The sequence below is a fragment of the Collimonas sp. OK607 genome, assembly GCF_900111995.1.
GTDB lineage: Bacteria > Pseudomonadota > Gammaproteobacteria > Burkholderiales > Burkholderiaceae_D > Collimonas.
Window position 1 is genome coordinate 1 of record NZ_FOKF01000037.1, and the last position, 18,074, is coordinate 18,074.

Below are 18,074 nucleotides of genomic sequence, written 5' to 3' on the forward strand. Positions count from 1 at the left end.
CTCATGCATGCAACTGACAATTCAAAATCATTAGCCCTTTGATTTTTATCGATTATTTGAGGGGAAGGGTCAGACTCTGACCCCATTTAACTATTTTCGTCGAAATTGGATATGAAAAAGACCGAATTTCTGGATGCTTGCCGGAGCGCTATTGGTGCCGCACACGTTCTTACGGATGAAGCCGACAAGGCTGCTTATCTAACCGATCAGCGTCAGCGTTACACCGGCACGGCGCTGGCCGTGGTTAAACCAGCCGACACAGCCGAAGTCGCAGCAATAGTAAAACTCTGCGCCAAATTCCAGACCCCCATTGTCCCCCAAGGCGGCAACACCGGCCTGGTGCTAGGCAGCGTCCCAGACCAAAGCGGCCAAGCGATCGTCCTATCGCTCAAGCGCCTCAACAAGATCCGCGCCGTGGACCCACTCAACCACACCATCACCGCCGAAGCCGGCTGCATCCTCCAACACATCCAGGAAGCCGCCGCCGCAGAACAACGCCTGCTCCCCCTATCGCTCGCAGCAGAAGGCAGCTGCACCATAGGCGGCAACCTCTCCACCAACGCCGGCGGCACCGCAGTACTCCGCTACGGCAACACCCGCGAACTCTGCCTCGGACTGGAAGTAGTCACCGCCCAAGGCGAAATCCTGCACGGCCTGCGCGGACTACGCAAAGACAACACTGGCTACGGCCTGCGCGACCTGTTCATCGGCGCCGAAGGCACGCTAGGCATCATCACCGCAGCTGTGCTAAAGATATTTCCACAGCCAAAAGTCCAACTGACCGCGCTAGCGGCAGTCCAGACCCCGGCCGACGCCCTACGCCTGCTAAGCCTGGCGCAAGACCGCTGCGGCGCCACCCTGACCGGATTCGAATTAATGTCCGACCTGTGCCTGCAACTGGTAGCCAGGCATTTCCCGCAATTGCCATTTCCCTTCGCAGAGCACCACCCGCACTATGTACTCCTGGAACTATCTGACAGCGAACCCGCACCCCATGCCAGTACGCTACTAGAAGCAGTTATCGGCGATGCGCTAGAACAAAAGATTTGCCAGGATGCCGTACTTGCCACTTCTACCGCCCAGTCACGCGCCCTGTGGCAACTGCGCGAAAGCATATCCGAGGCGCAAGCCAAGGAAGGCAAGAATATCAAGCACGACATCTCGCTACCGATTTCCCGCATCGCCGAATTCATCAGCGTCACCGACGCCCTGTTGCAAGAACATTTCCCCGGTTGCCGCAACGTCACTTTCGGCCATCTGGGAGACGGCAACCTGCATTACAACGTCTCGCCGCCCGTCGCTATTTCCCCCGACCAATTCATAGAACGGCAAGCCGACATCAACCGCCTGGTGCACGACAGCGTCGACCGCATGAACGGCTCGATCTCGGCCGAACACGGACTCGGCGCCCTCAAGCGCGACGAAATCCTGCGCTACAAATCTCCGGTGGAAATTGCGCTGATGAAAACCATCAAACAGGCGCTCGACCCATTGAACCTGATGAATCCAGGCAAGGTAATCTGATTCACCAAACAACTTCCCAACCTGTCGATATTGCCGAATTACAATCTGTTACACCGCCCTTGTATGCGCGGACCGCTAACCAAGCGTTAATTAGCGGTGTAAGCCGAAAATTGCATAAGGTGGAACATGTCGACAATAAGAAACCCTGGTGTGCTATCGATCGCCGTGCTGCTGGGCAGCCTGGCAACGCTTAACGCCAATGCGCAAAATGCCCAGCCACCGCTGAACAACTCGGAAAAAGCGCTACATGTCCTGAACCGGCTGGCCTACGGCCCCCGTCCCGGCGACGTCGATGCAGTCAGGCACATAGGCATCAAGCGCTATATCGAGCAGCAGTTGAATCCCGACAGCGTGCCAATGCCAGCCGACCTGACCGATAAACTATCAACCTTATCGACTTATCAACTGACATCGTCCCAGCTTTACCAGCAGTACGGCCCGCCATCCTTCCCTCCCAATACCGCCACTCCTGAAGAAAAGAACATGGCGCGCCAGCGCGCCAACAAGGAAATCACACCTCAGGTGCATTTTGCCCGCCTATGGCAAGCCACCGAAAGCCCGCGTCAGTTACAGGAAGTAATGACCGAATTCTGGTTCAATCATTTCAACGTCTTCGAAGGCAAGGAATGGGTACGCTACTGGGACGGCGAATATGAAAAAGACGTATTGCGGCCCAACGCACTCGGCAATTTCCGCCAGCTGCTGGGCGCGGTTGCCCACCATCCGGCAATGTTGTATTACCTCGATAACTGGCTGAGCAGCGGCGTCGACACACCTGAAGCCAAAGGCCGCTTTAAAGGACTCAACGAAAATTACGGCCGTGAATTGCTGGAGCTGCATACCATGGGGGTCGACAGCGGCTACACCCAGGCCGACGTGATTTCCCTGGCGCGTATCCTGACCGGCTGGACCATCGATCAAAAAGGCATGAAAGACGGCCAGCCGGGATTCGTCTTCAACCCGCGCCGCCATGATTTCGGCGATAAAGTATTCCTCGGCCAGACCATCAAAGGAAGTGGCTATCAGGAAGGCGAGCAGGCGCTCGATATCCTGGCCCGTCACCCCGCCACCGCGCACTTCGTTGCCGCCAAACTGGTCCGGTATTTTGTTTCGGACCAGCCCGAACCGGTGCTGACCGAGAAACTGGCGCGCCGCTTCCTGAGCAGCAACGGCGACATCAAGGCAGTACTCCATACCTTGTTCGACAGCCCCGAATTCTGGGCCCGCAGCAATTACCAGACCCAATTCAAGACCCCGTATCAATACGTGGTGTCGTCGCTACGAGCAACCGCAACGCCGGTGCTCAACGTTAAACCGATTGACGGTGCGTTGAATCAGCTCGGCCAGCCGCTATACGGCTGGCTGACCCCGGAAGGCTATAAATTTTCCGAAGAAGCGTGGCTCAATCCGGATGCCCTGCTACGCCGCATCAATTTCGTCAACAGCCTGAGCAACGGCAAATCGCCGATAGCCCGCAGCGAAACACCGGCTCCGGCTGGCGGGCCCGTCTACGGCACCCCCATCGACCCACAGCAACTGATACAAACCCTGACCCCGACGCTGGCGCCCTACAGCCTCAGCACCATCAGTACCGCACCAGCCAACTTGCAGGTCGGCCTGATACTTGGCAGTCCTGATTTCATGAAAAGATAGCCCATCGGAGCCCTGTTATGAACCGTCGTGATTTCATCCGCCATCTCGGCTTGAGCACCAGTGGCGCGATCCTGATTCCAGTCGGCTTGTCCGGTTGCGTGGTGGCGCCTGCCACCAAACCGCAAGCTAAAGCCAAGGCGCCCCCGATCGCCACGGCCGTCGTCAGCGACAGCCCGCTATCGTATGGCAGCCCGTTGCAACGCGCTCATGCCGCGGGCGACGGCACGCCGCGCATGATCGTGGTGTTCCTGCGTGGCGCGGTGGATGGCTTGAACGTGGTGGTGCCGCATGGTGATCACAACTATTACAAGGCACGGCCGGGGATTGCCGTATCGCGCCCCGGAACGCAAAACGGCGCGATCGACCTGACCGGTTATTTCGGCCTCCATCCGGCATTGCAAGCACTCCAGCCATATTGGGACGGCGGCCAGCTGGCCTTCATTCACGCCTCGGGATCGCCCGACATGTCGCGCTCTCATTTTGAAGCGCAGGATTACATGGAAACCGGGACGCCGGGAGAACACAACACCCGCGATGGCTGGATGAATCGGATGCTTGGCGTGATGCCGGCATTGGCATCGCCGATGCAAGCTTTGACCCTGGGCGAATCGGTACCGCGCATCCTGACTGGTAAGGCGGTAGTCGCCAACATGCCAACCGGCCGCGATGCCACCCGGCCAACCCTGATCGACCGTCCTGAGGTCAACCAGGCTTATGCCGCGCTCTATGCGCAAGATGCAGTTCTTGGCAAAACCTATCGCGACGGCATTTCGGCACGCAAGGAATTGATGGCCGACGCCAGCAGCACCGAGCAAAAGGCGGCCAATAACGGCGCGCCGCTGCCAAATGGTTTATCGATCGACACTTCCCGCCTGGGCCGCCTGATGCGCAGCAATCCCGACATCCGGCTCGGCTTTATCGCCGTCGGCGGCTGGGATACCCATGCCAACCAGGGCAACGGCAACGGCCAGCTGGCCAATCGCCTGCGACCGCTGGCCGACGGCCTTACTACGCTGGCGCGCGAACTCGGGCCGGCCTTTAACGATACAGTGATTGTGGTCATGTCGGAATTCGGCCGCACCTTCCGCGAAAACGGCAACGGCGGCACCGATCACGGTCACGGCAACGCCATGTGGCTGTTAGGCGGCAATGTCCGCGGCCGCAGCATTTACGGTCAATGGCCAGGCATCGACGACAAGTCGCTCAACGAAGGCCGCGATCTGGCTGTCACCACCGACTTCCGCGCAGTGCTGGCCACGCTGGCGGAAAAACACATGCGGATCGGCGATCCGGCCATGCAAAAACTGTTTCCGCAATATGGCGCAGGCAATGCCCACGCGTTGAATTTTCTGGTGTAAACAGTAGGAAATCAGCGCACCAGCGCCTTGATCTCCGCCAACTGCCGTCGTGAGATCGGCAGGCGATGGTCGATGTCGCGCAAGATGACTTGCCACACTTCCTGCGGCTTCTCGCCATCGCTGTCGCTGTCCGTGATGTGCATGACGCGCTCGACGCCGCTGATAGCGTTACGCGCCACCAGCGCATTGCGATGCACGCGCACAAAGTACACCGCCAGCTCTTCTTCGATCGACACCAGTGAATCCTCGATCAGGTATTCCTTGCTCTTGGTACGTAGCGTGACGTATTTCAATTCGGCTTTCAGATACAGCACTTCCGCCATCGGCACCAGCGACATGCGACCCCGCTCCTGCACTGCAAAATGCTGGCGCGGCAAGCCTGTGACGGCCGGCGGCGCAGCCACTGACGCCGCTTGCGTATGCTGCCGCACGCGGCTGGCGCGCGTGATGGCTTGCGCCAACCGTGTTGCGCGCACCGGCTTGAGCAGATAATCGAAAGCCTGCACATCGAATGCGCTCAAGGCGTAATCGTCATAGGCGGTCACGAAAATAATCAGCGGCGGCTCGGTACCGCCGGCGTTGCGGATCAGTTGTTCGGCCAGTTGCAGACCACTCATGCCGGGCATTTGCACATCCAGTAAAACCAGGTCCGGCGCAGTCGCCCGTATGCCTTCCAGCGCGGTCTCCGCATGGCCGGCTTCGCCCACCAGGTAATGCGGGCAGTCGGCCACGATGTCGGATAGCAGCGTGCTTAATCTGGCGCGCGCCGGCGCTTCATCATCGACGATAAATATGCGAGGGATCATGGAATTAGAGAGAGTATCCGCACTGTTGTTTTTAGTTGATTTTTATTCACTGCTTTACTGCTTGGCCAGGGCCGCTTTGACATACGGAAAACTGGCGCGCACTTCAAACTGGCCGAGCTTGGTGGTGGTAGTCAATTGCGCTTCGACATCGTACAGCAACGACAGCCGCTCGCGGATATTCTCCAGCGCCATCTGATTCCCTTCAGGCAGCGCAGCGACGCCTTTACCGCTGTATGGATTGTAAGGATTGGTGATGATGATTTCAATCCGTTCCAGCGAATGACTTAGCTGGATCCGGATCAGGGCCGGCTCAGTGCTCGGCTCCACCCCATAATGGACGGCGTTTTCTATCAAAGGCTGCAACAGCAAGGTCGGAATCTGCGCCCGGAAAATCACTTCATCGCTGATGCCTGCGCGCTCCCATTGCACCTTCAGGCGCTCGCCAAGACGTATTTTTTCTATCGACAGGTATTGCCTGCACAGGCGGATTTCCTTTTCCAACGTGGTCATGGCGCGGCCATCGCGCATCAGGACGCGGATCAGATCCGCCAGATCTTCCAGCGCCGCCTCGGCCCGGCGTGGCTCGGTCCGGATCAGCGACAACACGGCATTCAGGCTGTTAAACAAAAAGTGCGGCCGAATCCGTGCCTGCAAGGCTTGCAACCGGGCTTCCACCAGCACAGGAGAAAAAGCTTTGGCGCGCAGCTCGAAATAGTGTTGCAGCGCGCCGCCGAACAACGCCGCCACAAATGCGGCAAGCGGCGTGCCGCCGGTTGCGCTCAGATGAGAAAAGCCGCTGAGAAACCAGTCGAAACCAGACAACAGCCGGATTACCGCAATCGTCACCAGCGCCGGCACCAGCCAGCATGACAAGCGCTGCGCAAACAAAGAAAAACGCAAAGGAAAACGGTCGGCAAGCCGATGCAAACCGCACAATATCGACAGCGACAGGAAACAGGCAGGTTCGATCAGCATGGCCGACTCGACAAAGCTGTTGAGCGCAACCATCACGCTATCGCTGTGCAGCAGCAGCGCCGCCATGACGGCCAGATTAACCGCGATCAGCGCGCGAAACACCACGCCCAGGTTGCAGCCATCGGGAATCACAACGGTATTCGGCTGCTGCGCTTGCGCGGTGTCTGCGATCTGGTCGTTGGGCATGAAGGGAAATTAGTTATCTGAACAGCAATTAACGGTTGTTTTAAGGTATTTTCCTGAGACCGGCAGATGCCAGCGACATGCATCTGCGCGCCGAGATTCAACCATAAAAGCAGGTTTTCAGGAGCGGTGATTTATAATCGCATAATTCATTGCTATCCCAACGCACGATTCAATACCCGATTCAATACTTGGTTCAATACATAATTATGACAGCACAACTCTCAAAAAAAGGCGAAGCCTGGTCGGCTCGTTTCTCAGAACCGGTCTCTGATCTGGTCAAACGCTACACTGCCTCGGTATTTTTCGACAAGCGCCTGGCCGCAGTCGATATCCAGGGTTCGCTTGCCCATGCCGAGATGCTGGCATATCAAAAAATCATCAGCGCCGACGACTATGCGGCCATCCAGAAAGGCATGAGCCAGATCCAGGGCGAAATCGACGCCGGCAAATTTGAATGGCTGCTGGATCTGGAAGACGTTCACCTGAACATCGAAAAGCGCCTGACCGAACTGGTTGGCGATGCCGGCAAACGCCTGCATACCGGCCGTTCGCGCAATGACCAGGTTGCAACAGACATCCGCCTCTACCTTCGCGGCGCCATCGACGACATCAGCGGCTTGCTGCGCGAACTGCGCCTGGCCCTGCTGGATCTGGCGGAACAGCACGCCGACACCATCCTGCCCGGCTTCACTCACATGCAGGTAGCACAGCCGATCACCTTCGGCCATCACGTGTTGGCGTATGTGGAAATGTTCGGGCGCGATGCCGAGCGCATGCAGGATTGCCGCAAGCGCGTCAACCGTCTGCCGCTGGGCGCCGCCGCACTGGCCGGCACCACTTTCCCTATCGATCGCCAACGCGTGGCGACCACCCTCGGCTTCGACGACGTTTGCCGCAATTCGCTGGATGCAGTCTCGGATCGCGATTTTGCGATTGAATTCTGCGCCGCCGCCGCGCTGGTGATGACCCACATCTCGCGCATGTCGGAAGAACTGGTGATCTGGATGAGCCCGCGCATCGGCTTCATCGACATCGCCGACCGCTTCTGCACCGGCTCCTCGATCATGCCGCAAAAGAAAAATCCCGACGTGCCGGAACTGGCGCGCGGCAAGACCGGCCGCGTCAACGGCCATCTGATTGCCTTGCTGACCCTGATGAAAGGCCAGCCGCTGGCCTACAACAAGGACAACCAGGAAGACAAGGAACCGTTGTTCGACACCGTCGATACCCTGACCGACACGCTGCGCATCTTTGCCGATATGGCGCGCGGTATCAGCGTCAAGCCGGAAGCGATGCGCGCCGCCGCCCTGCAAGGCTACGCCACAGCCACCGACCTGGCCGACTATCTGGTCAAGAAAGGCCTGCCTTTCCGCGATGCCCACGAAGCCGTGGCACGCGCCGTGCGCAGCTGCGTCGACCAGGCTTGCGACCTGAGCGATTTGTCGCTGGATCAATTGCGCGCATTCTCGCCGTTGATCGAGGACGATATTTTCGAGGTGTTGACACTGGAAGGTTCGGTGGCGGCACGCGATCATATCGGCGGCACCGCCCCGCGCCAGGTGCGCCTGGCAATCCAGCATCTGCGTCAGCAACTGGGCTGATTCAAACTCGGATTCGGTCTCTGATTTAATCTTCAAGACGATGGGAAGCGCCATGCTTCCCATCATGCAAATTTGGCATAAGGTACCCGGCAGAAATTCCCGTCGCCGAGTATAATTGCCCAAAAACACGCAATATCTCTCCATAATCGACCAAAAGTCGTCACCCCTCCGCGTAAAACATCCGCTTTACCTGGCTCGTGAGTAATATGTGTGCCAGGAATTTCTGACCGAAAATCCCTTATACTTTGTTCAATTTTGGTGCATCCACCCAGCACGCGCCGAAATAAAAACGCTAGCTGCTAGCTGATCTCTTACTTCATAATGCTTTTCGGCCGTAGCTGACCCTGTCCGCTGCTGCCTGGAGACATGCGGTAAGTCATCGCTCAAAAAAACGGTACCTGGAGGATTTATAAATGCGAGTCAAAACATTCCTGAAAACACTCCCTTTGCTGATGCTTGCCGCCGGCCTGGGCAGTTCCGCACATGCGGCCGACGTCAAGCTCGGCCTGGCCGCGGCGCTGACCGGACCAGCCGCCAAATACGGCGTCGCCATCAAGAACGGCTTTTCACTTGCCGCCGATGAAGTCAATGCTGCCGGCGGCGTTAGCGGTAACAAGCTGCAATTGATCATCGAAGATGAACAAGGCAAAAAAGAAGAAGCAATCAACGTCTTCAAGAAACTGATTTTCAAGGACAAGGTTTTGCTGGTATTCGGCCCGACCCTGTCCAACTCGGCATTCGCAGCCGACCCGATCGCCAATGCTGCCAAAGTAGTAGCGTTCGGCACCAGCAATACTGCTGACGGCATCACTGCCATGGGCCCGTTCACCTTCCGCAACTCCGTCATGGAAGCCGACGTTCTGCCAGTCACCACACGTGCTGCGGTCAAGCATTTCGGCATCAAGAAGGTCGCCATCATTTACGGTAACGACGACGCTTTCACCAAGAGCGGCTACGACGTTTTCAAGGGAACACTGGCGGATCAGAAGATTCCAGTCACCACCACTGAAGCGTATGCCAAAGGCGACGTCGATTTCAAGGCGCAGCTGACCAAGATCAAAGCATCGAATCCAGATGCCATCGTTTGCTCTTGCCTGACTGAAGAAGCGGCCAACATCATCCTGCAAACCCGCGCGCTGGGCATGAAGCAGCCGTTCATCGGCGGCAACGGCCTGAACTCGCCGAAGCTGTTTGATATCGCTAAAGGCGCTGGCGACGACACCATCATGGGCAGCCCTTGGTCGTCCGAAAACCTGACGCCGGCCAACAAGGCTTTCATGGCCGCCTACAAAGCTAAATTCGGCAGTGATCCGGACCAGTTCGCGGCGCAAGCTTATGATGCTTTGCATGTTGTTGCCGCTGCCTTGAAGAACGTCAAGCTGAGTGGTGCGATTGATAAGGATCGGATTGCTTTGCAGCAGGCTTTGCCGGCAGTGACGATTGACGGCGCGACAGGCAAATTTGCATTCCGCAAGGCGCCGGCAGTGGCCGGCAAGGAAGTCGGCTACGACGCGCAACAGGAAGCGATTGTGAATATTGCCAAGGGCGGCAAGTTCATATTGCTGAAGTAACAGAGTCTCTAGTCAATTGGGGACAGAGTTTAAGAGTCGCCGCAGCGCGACGAATTACTCTGTCCCCAATTGACGGCGTCCGAAGAAAGAATGCCGTTATTGCACTACACAGACCGCAAAGACGTGTACTCCGTGGCCCGTTAATTGGGGTCAGAGTAATTTACGACGATACTGCTGTCGTAAAAAAACTCTGACCCCAAATAACTACATTTGCGGCTGATTTTTAGAAAAAAACCTCCATGCTTGAACAACAACTCATCAACGCCCTTTCGCTGGGCAGCGTCTATGCGCTGTTTGCCTTGGGTTTCACGCTGGTCTTCGGCGTGCTGGGCGTGATCAATTTATCGCACGGCGCCATTTTCATGCTTGGCAGTTACGCGGCGTTGCTGCTGGTGGAACATCTGGCGCTGCCACTTTGGCTGGCGATGCTGGCGGCAATGCTGGTGTCCGGCCTGATCGGCTTGCTGGTCGACTATCTGGTGCTGAAGCCGCTGCGTGCTCGCAACGCCCCCCATCTGGCGCCAATGATCGCCACCATCGGCGTCGCCACCATCCTCACCAGCCTGGCGCAAGGCATGTTCGGCGCTGAAAACAAACGCTTCCCGGTCGGCACCATTCCGGAAGAGAGCTATAACTGGGGCCATCTGCATGTCACCGCGGTGCAAATCGGCATCGTCCTGATTTCCTTCATCCTGATGCTGGTGCTGCTGGCGGTGATGCGCCGCACCCAGCTCGGCCGCGCCTTGCGCGCGATTGCCGAATCGCCGAAGGCAGCATACCTGCTCGGCATCAATGTCGAAGGCCTGTTCTACCTGACTTCATTCGCCGCTGCCGCGCTGGGTGGCGCCGCCGGCGTACTGGTCGGCCTGTCGTTCAACGCGATTACGCCATTCATGGGCCAGCCGATGCTGCACAAAGGCATCGCCGTCATCATCTTGGGCGGCATGGGCGACATTCGCGGCGCCATGATTGCCGGCCTGTTCCTCGGTTTCGCCGAGGTGCTGACGGTAGCCTATATTTCCAGCGATTTCCGCGACGCCGTAGGTTTCGGATTGCTGTTTCTGATTTTACTGGTCAAGCCTTCCGGCATGTTTGGCAAAGTACTGGAAAGGAAGGCCTGACATGACCGAACTGCTTACAACTGTCGGCGCGGCCGGCTTTCTGGACTGGTGGGATGGCTTCTGGTCGACCTACAACACCGTCATTTTCAGTCTCGGTGTCAACGCCATGCTGGCGCTTTCGATTTACGTTACGCTGTCGTGCGGCCTGCTGTCCTTGGCCAATGCAGCGTTCATGGGTATCGGTGCTTATGCCGCCTCGCTGATCAGCATGCAGACTGGCCTACCGTTTCCGGTAGCGCTGGCAATCGGCGGCGCATTGCCGGCGCTGGTGGCGCTGATCATCGGGATTCCGACCTTGCGCTTGTCCGGCGTCTATCTGGCGATGGCGACCCTCGGTTTCGGCGAGGTGGTCCGCGTCGTGGTGCTCAACATGGATATCACCGGCGGCCCGCTCGGCTTGAACGGCATCCCGTTGAAAACCGAATGGTGGCACATCGTGTTGCTGCTGGCGCTCACCCTGTACATCCTGGCTCGCATCCGCCGCTCGAAAATCGGCCGGGCTTTCGAAGCCATCAAGGAAGATGAAGTTGCGGCGCGCCTGATGGGCGTCAATGTCGCCGGCTACAAGCTGCTGGCGTTTGTCATCGGCGCCGCCATTGCCGGCGTGGCCGGTGGCCTCAACGCTCACTACACCTTCACCATCGGCCCCGGCAACTACGCTTTCGAAAACGCCGTCGAGATCCTGACCATGGCCGTGTTCGGCGGCACCAGTACCCTGATCGGCCCGACCATCGGCGGTATGGTGCTGACGCTGTTGCCGGAAGCGCTACGCGATTTCAACAGTTACCGCTCAGTCGTCAACGGCTTGATCCTGGTGCTGGTGATCCTGTATCTGCCGAAAGGCATCTGGGACCCGCGTCGGATCCGCGCATTTTTCCAGCGTAAAGCGCAAGCTGGAGGAAGTAAATAATGCTGCAACTCAAAAACATCAGCAAGAACTTTGGCGGCCTGCAGGTTCTGCAAGACGTCAATTTCAATGTTCCGCAGGGCGGTATCTTCGGTTTGATCGGTCCTAACGGCGCCGGCAAGACCACCGTATTCAACCTGATCACCGGTTTGCTGCGTGCTTCCGGCGGCGCGATCGAATTCGACGGCCAAGACATCGGCAAGGTAGCACCGCATAAGATCACCGAACGCGGCATCGCCCGCACGTTCCAGAACATCCGTGTTTTCAAGGAAATGACCTTGCTGGAAAACGTGGTGGTCGGCATGCACGATCATATGCACTATGGCTTCGGCAGCCTGCTGCTCAACCTTGGCGGCTTCAGAAAGATTGAAGCCCAGGCGCGCGAGCGGGCGTTGGAATTATTATCCTGGGTGCGTTTGGACCATAAGGCGCAGATGCTCGCCGACAGCCTCTCCTATGGCGAACAGCGCAAGCTGGAATTCGCCCGGGCGCTGGCGACCAAGCCGAAACTGTTGCTGCTCGACGAACCAGTCGCGGGTATGAATCCCGCCGAAAAAACCGAGCTGATGACGGAGATCCTGAACATCAAGCAACGCGGCTTCAGCATCTTCATGATCGAACACGATATGCGTTTCGTGATGGGCCTGTGCGACCGCATCGCGGTGCTCAATTTCGGCCGCATCATCGCCGAAGGCAGCCCCGACCAGATCAGGAATAACCAGGAAGTGATTGAAGCCTACCTGGGCAAGGAAGACGCAGAATGAAGGCCGAAGCGAACATGAACAAGACACCGATTCTGCAAGTGCAGGACCTGGCGGTTTCATACGGCCATATCGAAGCGGTCAAAGGCATCGACCTGACGCTCAACGAAGGCGAAATCACGGCACTGGTAGGCGCCAACGGCGCCGGCAAAAGCACTGCCCTGCTCGCCATCTCCGGCCTGCTGAAACCGATCCGCGGACAAGTGCTGTTCGGCCAGCGAGATCTGACCAGACTATCGCCGCACAAGATCGTCCAGAGCGGCGTGGTACAGGTAGCAGAAGGCCGCGCCACGCTCACCACCCTGAGCATCGCCGAAAACCTGGCGCTGGGCGCGTACACCCGCAAGGACAAGGCGCAGATCGCCCAGGATCTCGAGTGGGTGTATTCCCTGTTCCCGGTACTGCAACGACGCAAGGATGGCCTGGCCGGCAACCTGTCCGGCGGCGAACAGCAGATGCTGGCCATCGGCCGTGCATTGATGGCCAAGCCGCGTGTACTGTTGCTGGATGAACCGTCGATGGGACTGGCGCCGTTGCTGGTGCAAGAGATTTTCCGCATCGTCCAGGAAATCAACCGCACCGGTTTGACGATTCTGCTTGTCGAACAAAACGTCCGGCAAGCGCTACGCATCGCCCAGCGCGGCTACGTGCTGGAAACCGGCAAGATCGTGCTGGCTGACAGCGGCAGCAACTTGCTGAACAATCCCAAGGTGCTGGAAGCGTATCTGGGCGGTTGAGCCCCCGGGCATTAAACCTATCCAGCACCCGAATTCAAGGCCAATATTCATATTGGCCTTATTCATTTCCGGCATACCTGAATATATGTGAACCGGGTATCTTCCCTGCAAATTCGGAAAATCCGACAAAACTATCGATAGTCTTACAGAAGGAAATAAACCATGTTGGGCATTGCTCTACTGTTCATCGGCGCAGTGCTGGTCGTCAATGGCGTCGGCTTGACCGGCCGCATCGAGGCGCGTGAAAATGCCGTCTTCAACTTCCTGGTCGGCATCCTGGCGCTATTCATCAGTTTGCTGGGCCTGGTCCGTAGCGTTGACAATGCAGGTTACCTCAGCACCGCGGCGGGCCTGCTGTTTGCCTTCACTTACCTATATCTGGCAGTGGTGCAATGGAAAGGCATGAACGGCAAAGGATTGGGCTGGTATTGCCTGTTTGTCGCCATCAATACCTTGCCGATGGCGTGGCTGGCAGTGAACCAGGATATCCGCTCTACCGTGATGTGGCTGGCCTGGGGTGCACTGTGGTTCTTGTTTTTCCTGGCTATGGCGCTTCAAAAAAGCATTCGGTCGCTGGGCCCCATCACCGCAATTATCGGCATTTTTTCATGCTGGATCCCGGGATTTCTAATGCTGACCGGCCGCTGGTAAACATGGGCAGTTACTGCAGGCTGCCCAAAACCAGCCAATCACGCATGCTACTACATGGTGCCACCACCGCCATTTGCCCCACCCATGCCGCCCATGCCCTTACCATGCCCCTTGCCAGATGGTTTGTCCTTGCCAACCACTGAGCTCGGCGCACAAGATACGTTATCTACGCGCACCAGGCGATCCGCCAGGAACAAGCGAACCGCCTGCCGCTGCTGATCGTCCAGCGCGTCGTTCATGGTCAGCCACAGCTCGCGCAACTGGCGCCCTTCCTGCGCAGCTAATCCGGATTCAGTATCAATCGCTGCCGACAACTGCCGCAAATCGATTGCCGGATCCTTGAGACCGTTGCTCATATTGGCTTGCAGATCGTGTTGTCGCTTTTCCCTGTCGCTGAGGATAGTGCGCGCCTTGGTTTCCAGCTGGCGCCATAAAGTCTGTTGATTCGCGTTCAGATGCAACTCGTCCTTCACCCCGCCGGCCGCCGACAATACGTCCTCCGCATGAAAATCCATCACCGGCGCTGCCAGCGCTGAGGATGCCAGCCCCAAGCTGAACAAAGCTGCGAGCGAACCCAGCTTCAAAACGGATAACAACTGCTTGGCGTGCATAACAATCTCCAGTAGATAAATCAGCTATTTAACCGGAGTTGCCGCGCCAGCGAGGCAGGTGAATCATTTGGTAACAGCTAGCCACGGTTTGATACACGATGTTGCGGGGCGCAATTTGTCGCGTATTCTTTTCGCACATTGCTTTATTATTAGCAGCTTGCATTGCTGTCATGCTCCCTACGTCACCTTATTGACTGATTAATGGATCGATTCAATCACATGATAAAAATCTCCGGCCTTACCTTCGATTACCCCGGTCACCGCGCTTTGCATCAGGTCTGCCTGCAGGTCGAAGCTGGTAGCGTGACTGCGCTGGTCGGCTCTAACGGCGCCGGCAAAACCACGCTGATGCGCTGCATTGCGGGCCTGGAAACTCCGCTTTCCGGTTCGATCAGCGTGGCCGGCATGGATGTGCTGGAACAGCCGCGTGAAGTACATCGGATCATGGGTTACCTGTCCGATTTCTATGGTTTGTATCAAGCGCTTACCGTGGCGCAGTGTTTTGAATATGCGGCCGCCGCCCAAGGTTTGCCGGCATCTGCGGTCCCGCAGGCGATCCAGACTACCGCGCAGCAACTGGGACTGACAGAACGCCTGCAACAGACCTGCGACAAGCTGTCGCGCGGCTTGCGGCAGCGTGTCGCCATCGGCCAGGCCATCATTCACAATCCGAAAATCCTGCTGCTGGATGAACCGGCATCCGGCCTCGACCCGGAAGCGCGCGCCAGCCTGGCTGGACTGTTTCGACAGTTGCAAGCGCGGGGCATGACGCTGCTGGTGTCGTCGCATATCCTGGCGGAACTGGATGAATATTCGACCCATATGCTAGCTTTACGCGATGGCAAAGTACTGGAATATCGCGCTCTGGAGCACGACAACACCGAACACGCTCGACACAAATCGCTGCGGATCACCCTGGCCCAAGCCAATCCCAGCTTGCCCGCGCAACTGGCTACCGAGCCGTCCGTGCAGATAATCGCCTGTGACGAGCGTAGCGCCGATTTCGTCTTCAGCGGTGACGAGCACGCCCAGGCGGCATTGCTGGCGCGCCTGATTGCCGGTGGGCTGACGGTCGCCAGCTTTGCCGATCAAAAGGAAAATCTGCAGCAATCGTATCTGCGCTCAGTCGCCAGCTATGAAAATAACGGACAAACCGCCAGGAGCGCAACATGATCAATCCTGAATTCAAACGTAACCTGTGGTTGCAGTTTTCCTTTCATCGCCTGATTGCCATGCCGGCCATCCTGGGATTGATTTTTTTCGCATTCAGCATCGCCAGCAATAATTTCCCTGGCGGCCTGCCACTGGACAGCATAGCGCTGATCTTGTTTGGCGGGATCGTCTGCCTGTGGGGAACCCGCAGCGCCAGCAGCGCCGTGATCGATGAAATCCGCGACAAAACCTGGGACCAGCAACGCATGAGCGCGCTCAATCCCTGGACCATGACCTGGGGCAAGCTGTTCGGCGCTACTGCTTTCAACTGGTATGGCGGCGTTCTTTGCTTTCTGGTATTCGTGGTCGCCGCACTGACGCGAGAGGATGCCATGACATTTACCAGCATCTTGACGCTGATAGCCCTGGGCATACTGATGCATGCAGCGACGATTTCCCTGAACCTGCACTTGATGCGCAGCGACATCCGCGCCGTGCAGCGTGGCGGCATTGCCTGGGCAGTGGTACTGATGGTTTTTCTGTTCGCACCACGCTTGCGCTCTGGAGTGGACGCTTCCGTTCTCTGGTGGGGACAGCCGTTTGCGTATAGCGCGTTTCTGCTGGCCAGCACGATATTCTTTGCCGCCTTCGCTGTATTTGCGGCATGGCGCAGTATGAGCAGCGCGCTGCAGATCACGACCGTTCCCTGGGCCTGGCCACTGGCTTGCTGCCTGCTGGCAGTCTATGTCGCCGGCTTTACCGACGGCGCGGGGCTGCTGTGGATTGCCCTGCTGTTCTCAATGTCCATGACCTACGCGGCGCTATTCTCGGAAGAAAACGACATCGCACTCTGGCAACGTGTCATTGCCAGGGCAAAGGCTGGCAATTGGCATGGTCTGTTCCGCAATTTGCCAATCTGGCCAACTACGCTGGTCTTGAGTTTCTGTTTTGCGTTGCTGCTGCAGTTCAGTAATGGCGAAGACCTGCCATTCAAGCTGCCGGCAACCATCGCCAGCCTGTCGTTCCTGGCCTTGACGCTCGCTCTGATGCTGTTACGCGACTGCTGCGTCTACCTGTTCTTCGCCTTTTCCGGCAAGAGCAATCGAGTCGGCGCCACCACCATCTTGTATCTGGCGCTCATCAATGGTTTGTTGCCGTTCCTGAGCAAGATGATGGGATTGAAATCCCTGTCCATATTCTTCATGCCCCTGCATATCGGCAATGGCTGGGTGATGCTTGGCATAGCAGCGCTGCACGCCTTGCTGGCTTTGGCGCTGTTAGGCTGGCGTTGGCGGCAGCAAGCCTTGAAGGACGACTTGCTGCCGCAAACTTCTTAAGCTAAGAACGGGACCTCGTAGGGTGGGCACGCCTTTGTACCCACGCGTGAACTCACTTCACGTGCATGCCTATTTCCATGCCACGAGGGTCTGTACTCCGGATATCGCGGTCCGCGTGGGCACAAAAGCGTGCCCACCCTACGCAGGCGGTTTAAGCTGAAACGCGCGCCGATGCCAGCAAACCCTCGATGATCTTATCGAGCTTGACCGCATCGGCAGCAAAACCGCGTATCCCTTCGGCCAGTTTTTCGGTCGCCATTGCGTCTTCATTGAGCGCATAGCGGAAACTCGCTTCGTCGTAACTGACAGCTTGCAGGTCGGCGTCAGCGGCAGCGTTCTTATCCAATGCAAGCGGCAAGGCGGTGTCGCTGGTTTGCAACTGCGCCAGCAAGTCCGGACTGATAGTGAGCAGATCGCAACCTGCAAGCGCAGCGATCTGGCCGACGTTGCGGAAGCTGGCGCCCATTACTTCCGTTTCAATTCCAAAGTGTTTGTAATAACTGTAGATCTGCGCCACCGACTTGACGCCAGGATCGTTCGAGAGCGTGTTGGCGGATTCGTCCCAGGCGCTGCCGGCGGATTTTTTGTACCAGTCGTAGATGCGGCCGACGAAGGGCGAGATCAGGCGTACCTTGGCGGCGCCGCAGGCAACCGCCTGGCAGAATGCAAACAGCAACGTCAGGTTGCAACGGATGCCTTCGCGCTCCAGGATAGCCGCGGCCTGAATCCCTTCCCAGGTCGAGGCGATCTTGATCAATACCCTCTCGCGGCCGATACCGGCAGCTTCATATAAAGCCATGATGCGGCGCGCCCGGGCAACCGTGGCCGCCGTATCGAAACTGAGTCGCGCATCGACTTCGGTAGACACCCGGCCCGGCACCACTTGCAGAATCTCCAGGCCAAACCGCACCAGCACCTGGTCGACGATCTGGTCCAGCGCGCTGTCGGCATGGGCTGCGACAGTTTCCGCCAGCAACGGCGCGTAATCGGCTTGCTGGACTGCTTTCAGGATCAACGATGGATTAGTGGTAGCGTCGCGTGGCTTGAATTGCGCCAGTTGTTTGAAATTTCCGGTGTCGGCCACTACTGTAGTGTATTGCTTGAGCTGGTCCAGCTGATTCAT

16 protein-coding genes are annotated in these 18,074 nt (G+C 57.6%); 12 read left to right on the forward strand and 4 right to left on the reverse strand.

The window, feature by feature from the left end; translation table 11 throughout:
- Nucleotides 1-111: 111 nt before the first annotated feature.
- The 3 genes from BM029_RS20255 to BM029_RS20265 all read left to right on the forward strand — a co-directional run bounded on the left by BM029_RS20255 (nucleotide 112) and on the right by BM029_RS20265 (nucleotide 4,535).
- Nucleotides 112-1,524, forward strand: a complete 1,413-nt coding sequence (locus BM029_RS20255; RefSeq protein ID WP_092439143.1) for an FAD-binding oxidoreductase — start codon at nucleotides 112-114, stop codon at nucleotides 1,522-1,524.
- Between the two features lie 126 nt (nucleotides 1,525-1,650).
- Complete coding sequence (locus tag BM029_RS20260) at nucleotides 1,651-3,177, forward strand: DUF1800 domain-containing protein (RefSeq protein ID WP_092439145.1); 1,527 nt, start codon at nucleotides 1,651-1,653, stop codon at nucleotides 3,175-3,177.
- Between the two features lie 17 nt (nucleotides 3,178-3,194).
- Complete coding sequence (locus BM029_RS20265) at nucleotides 3,195-4,535, forward strand: DUF1501 domain-containing protein (RefSeq protein WP_092439147.1); 1,341 nt, start codon at nucleotides 3,195-3,197, stop codon at nucleotides 4,533-4,535.
- Between the two features lie 11 nt (nucleotides 4,536-4,546).
- Here the strand turns inward: BM029_RS20265 and BM029_RS20270 are convergent, their stop codons facing one another.
- Nucleotides 4,547-5,341, reverse strand: coding sequence for a LytR/AlgR family response regulator transcription factor (locus BM029_RS20270; RefSeq protein ID WP_092439149.1), 795 nt, complete (start codon nucleotides 5,339-5,341; stop codon nucleotides 4,547-4,549).
- Between the two features lie 54 nt (nucleotides 5,342-5,395).
- Entirely contained in the window at nucleotides 5,396-6,502 is a 1,107-nt protein-coding gene (locus BM029_RS20275) for a sensor histidine kinase (protein ID WP_092439151.1), read from the reverse strand.
- A gap of 206 nt (nucleotides 6,503-6,708) precedes the next feature.
- On the opposite strand from BM029_RS20275, the gene argH reads away from it, so the two are divergent.
- The 7 genes from argH to BM029_RS20310 all read left to right on the forward strand — a co-directional run bounded on the left by argH (nucleotide 6,709) and on the right by BM029_RS20310 (nucleotide 13,851).
- On the forward strand, nucleotides 6,709-8,103 hold the full coding sequence (gene argH, locus BM029_RS20280; protein ID WP_092439153.1) for an argininosuccinate lyase: 1,395 nt from the start codon (nucleotides 6,709-6,711) through the stop codon (nucleotides 8,101-8,103).
- A gap of 413 nt (nucleotides 8,104-8,516) precedes the next feature.
- Nucleotides 8,517-9,674, forward strand: a complete 1,158-nt coding sequence (locus BM029_RS20285) for an ABC transporter substrate-binding protein (protein ID WP_092439155.1) — start codon at nucleotides 8,517-8,519, stop codon at nucleotides 9,672-9,674.
- 239 nt (nucleotides 9,675-9,913) lie between these two features.
- Complete coding sequence (locus BM029_RS20290) at nucleotides 9,914-10,795, forward strand: branched-chain amino acid ABC transporter permease (RefSeq protein WP_092416283.1); 882 nt, start codon at nucleotides 9,914-9,916, stop codon at nucleotides 10,793-10,795.
- 1 nt (nucleotide 10,796) lies between these two features.
- Entirely contained in the window at nucleotides 10,797-11,705 is a 909-nt protein-coding gene (locus BM029_RS20295) for a branched-chain amino acid ABC transporter permease (protein ID WP_092439157.1), read from the forward strand.
- Nucleotides 11,705-12,466 (forward strand): ABC transporter ATP-binding protein, encoded by a 762-nt coding sequence (locus BM029_RS20300; RefSeq protein WP_211482515.1) that lies wholly within the window; start codon nucleotides 11,705-11,707, stop codon nucleotides 12,464-12,466. Before BM029_RS20295 ends, BM029_RS20300 begins: the two co-directional genes overlap by 1 nt.
- Nucleotides 12,463-13,200, forward strand: a complete 738-nt coding sequence (locus BM029_RS20305; RefSeq protein WP_092439161.1) for an ABC transporter ATP-binding protein — start codon at nucleotides 12,463-12,465, stop codon at nucleotides 13,198-13,200. Before BM029_RS20300 ends, BM029_RS20305 begins: the two co-directional genes overlap by 4 nt.
- 162 nt (nucleotides 13,201-13,362) lie before the next feature.
- Nucleotides 13,363-13,851: an AmiS/UreI family transporter gene (locus BM029_RS20310; protein WP_092439163.1), complete on the forward strand. Its 489-nt coding sequence runs from the start codon at nucleotides 13,363-13,365 to the stop codon at nucleotides 13,849-13,851.
- Between the two features lie 50 nt (nucleotides 13,852-13,901).
- On the opposite strand, the gene BM029_RS20315 is transcribed toward BM029_RS20310, so the two are convergent.
- A complete protein-coding gene (locus BM029_RS20315; protein WP_092439164.1) occupies nucleotides 13,902-14,462 on the reverse strand; it encodes a hypothetical protein in 561 nt (186 codons plus the stop codon).
- Between the two features lie 219 nt (nucleotides 14,463-14,681).
- Between BM029_RS20315 and BM029_RS20320 the strand changes: the two genes are divergently transcribed.
- Nucleotides 14,682-15,635 (forward strand): ABC transporter ATP-binding protein, encoded by a 954-nt coding sequence (locus BM029_RS20320; protein ID WP_092439166.1) that lies wholly within the window; start codon nucleotides 14,682-14,684, stop codon nucleotides 15,633-15,635.
- Nucleotides 15,632-16,951 (forward strand): hypothetical protein, encoded by a 1,320-nt coding sequence (locus tag BM029_RS20325; RefSeq protein WP_092439168.1) that lies wholly within the window; start codon nucleotides 15,632-15,634, stop codon nucleotides 16,949-16,951. The genes BM029_RS20320 and BM029_RS20325 overlap by 4 nt, the downstream gene beginning before the upstream one ends.
- A gap of 151 nt (nucleotides 16,952-17,102) precedes the next feature.
- Here the strand turns inward: BM029_RS20325 and tal are convergent, their stop codons facing one another.
- Nucleotides 17,103-18,074 (reverse strand): transaldolase, encoded by a 972-nt coding sequence (gene tal, locus BM029_RS20330; protein WP_092439170.1) that lies wholly within the window; start codon nucleotides 18,072-18,074, stop codon nucleotides 17,103-17,105.

Coding starts and splice junctions, on each gene's coding strand:
- BM029_RS20320 (WP_092439166.1), top strand. CDS start 14,682: ATGATAAAAATCTCCGGCCTTACCTTCGATTACCCCGGTCACCGCGCT.
- BM029_RS20260 (WP_092439145.1), top strand. CDS start 1,651: ATGTCGACAATAAGAAACCCTGGTGTGCTATCGATCGCCGTGCTGCTG.
- BM029_RS20255 (WP_092439143.1), top strand. CDS start 112: ATGAAAAAGACCGAATTTCTGGATGCTTGCCGGAGCGCTATTGGTGCC.
- BM029_RS20310 (WP_092439163.1), top strand. CDS start 13,363: ATGTTGGGCATTGCTCTACTGTTCATCGGCGCAGTGCTGGTCGTCAAT.
- BM029_RS20295 (WP_092439157.1), top strand. CDS start 10,797: ATGACCGAACTGCTTACAACTGTCGGCGCGGCCGGCTTTCTGGACTGG.
- BM029_RS20315 (WP_092439164.1), bottom strand. CDS start 14,462: ATGCACGCCAAGCAGTTGTTATCCGTTTTGAAGCTGGGTTCGCTCGCA.
- BM029_RS20275 (WP_092439151.1), bottom strand. CDS start 6,502: ATGCCCAACGACCAGATCGCAGACACCGCGCAAGCGCAGCAGCCGAAT.
- BM029_RS20270 (WP_092439149.1), bottom strand. CDS start 5,341: ATGATCCCTCGCATATTTATCGTCGATGATGAAGCGCCGGCGCGCGCC.
- BM029_RS20265 (WP_092439147.1), top strand. CDS start 3,195: ATGAACCGTCGTGATTTCATCCGCCATCTCGGCTTGAGCACCAGTGGC.
- BM029_RS20285 (WP_092439155.1), top strand. CDS start 8,517: ATGCGAGTCAAAACATTCCTGAAAACACTCCCTTTGCTGATGCTTGCC.
- BM029_RS20290 (WP_092416283.1), top strand. CDS start 9,914: ATGCTTGAACAACAACTCATCAACGCCCTTTCGCTGGGCAGCGTCTAT.
- BM029_RS20300 (WP_211482515.1), top strand. CDS start 11,705: ATGCTGCAACTCAAAAACATCAGCAAGAACTTTGGCGGCCTGCAGGTT.
- BM029_RS20325 (WP_092439168.1), top strand. CDS start 15,632: ATGATCAATCCTGAATTCAAACGTAACCTGTGGTTGCAGTTTTCCTTT.
- BM029_RS20305 (WP_092439161.1), top strand. CDS start 12,463: ATGAAGGCCGAAGCGAACATGAACAAGACACCGATTCTGCAAGTGCAG.
- tal (WP_092439170.1), bottom strand. CDS start 18,074: ATGAATCAGCTGGACCAGCTCAAGCAATACACTACAGTAGTGGCCGAC.
- argH (WP_092439153.1), top strand. CDS start 6,709: ATGACAGCACAACTCTCAAAAAAAGGCGAAGCCTGGTCGGCTCGTTTC.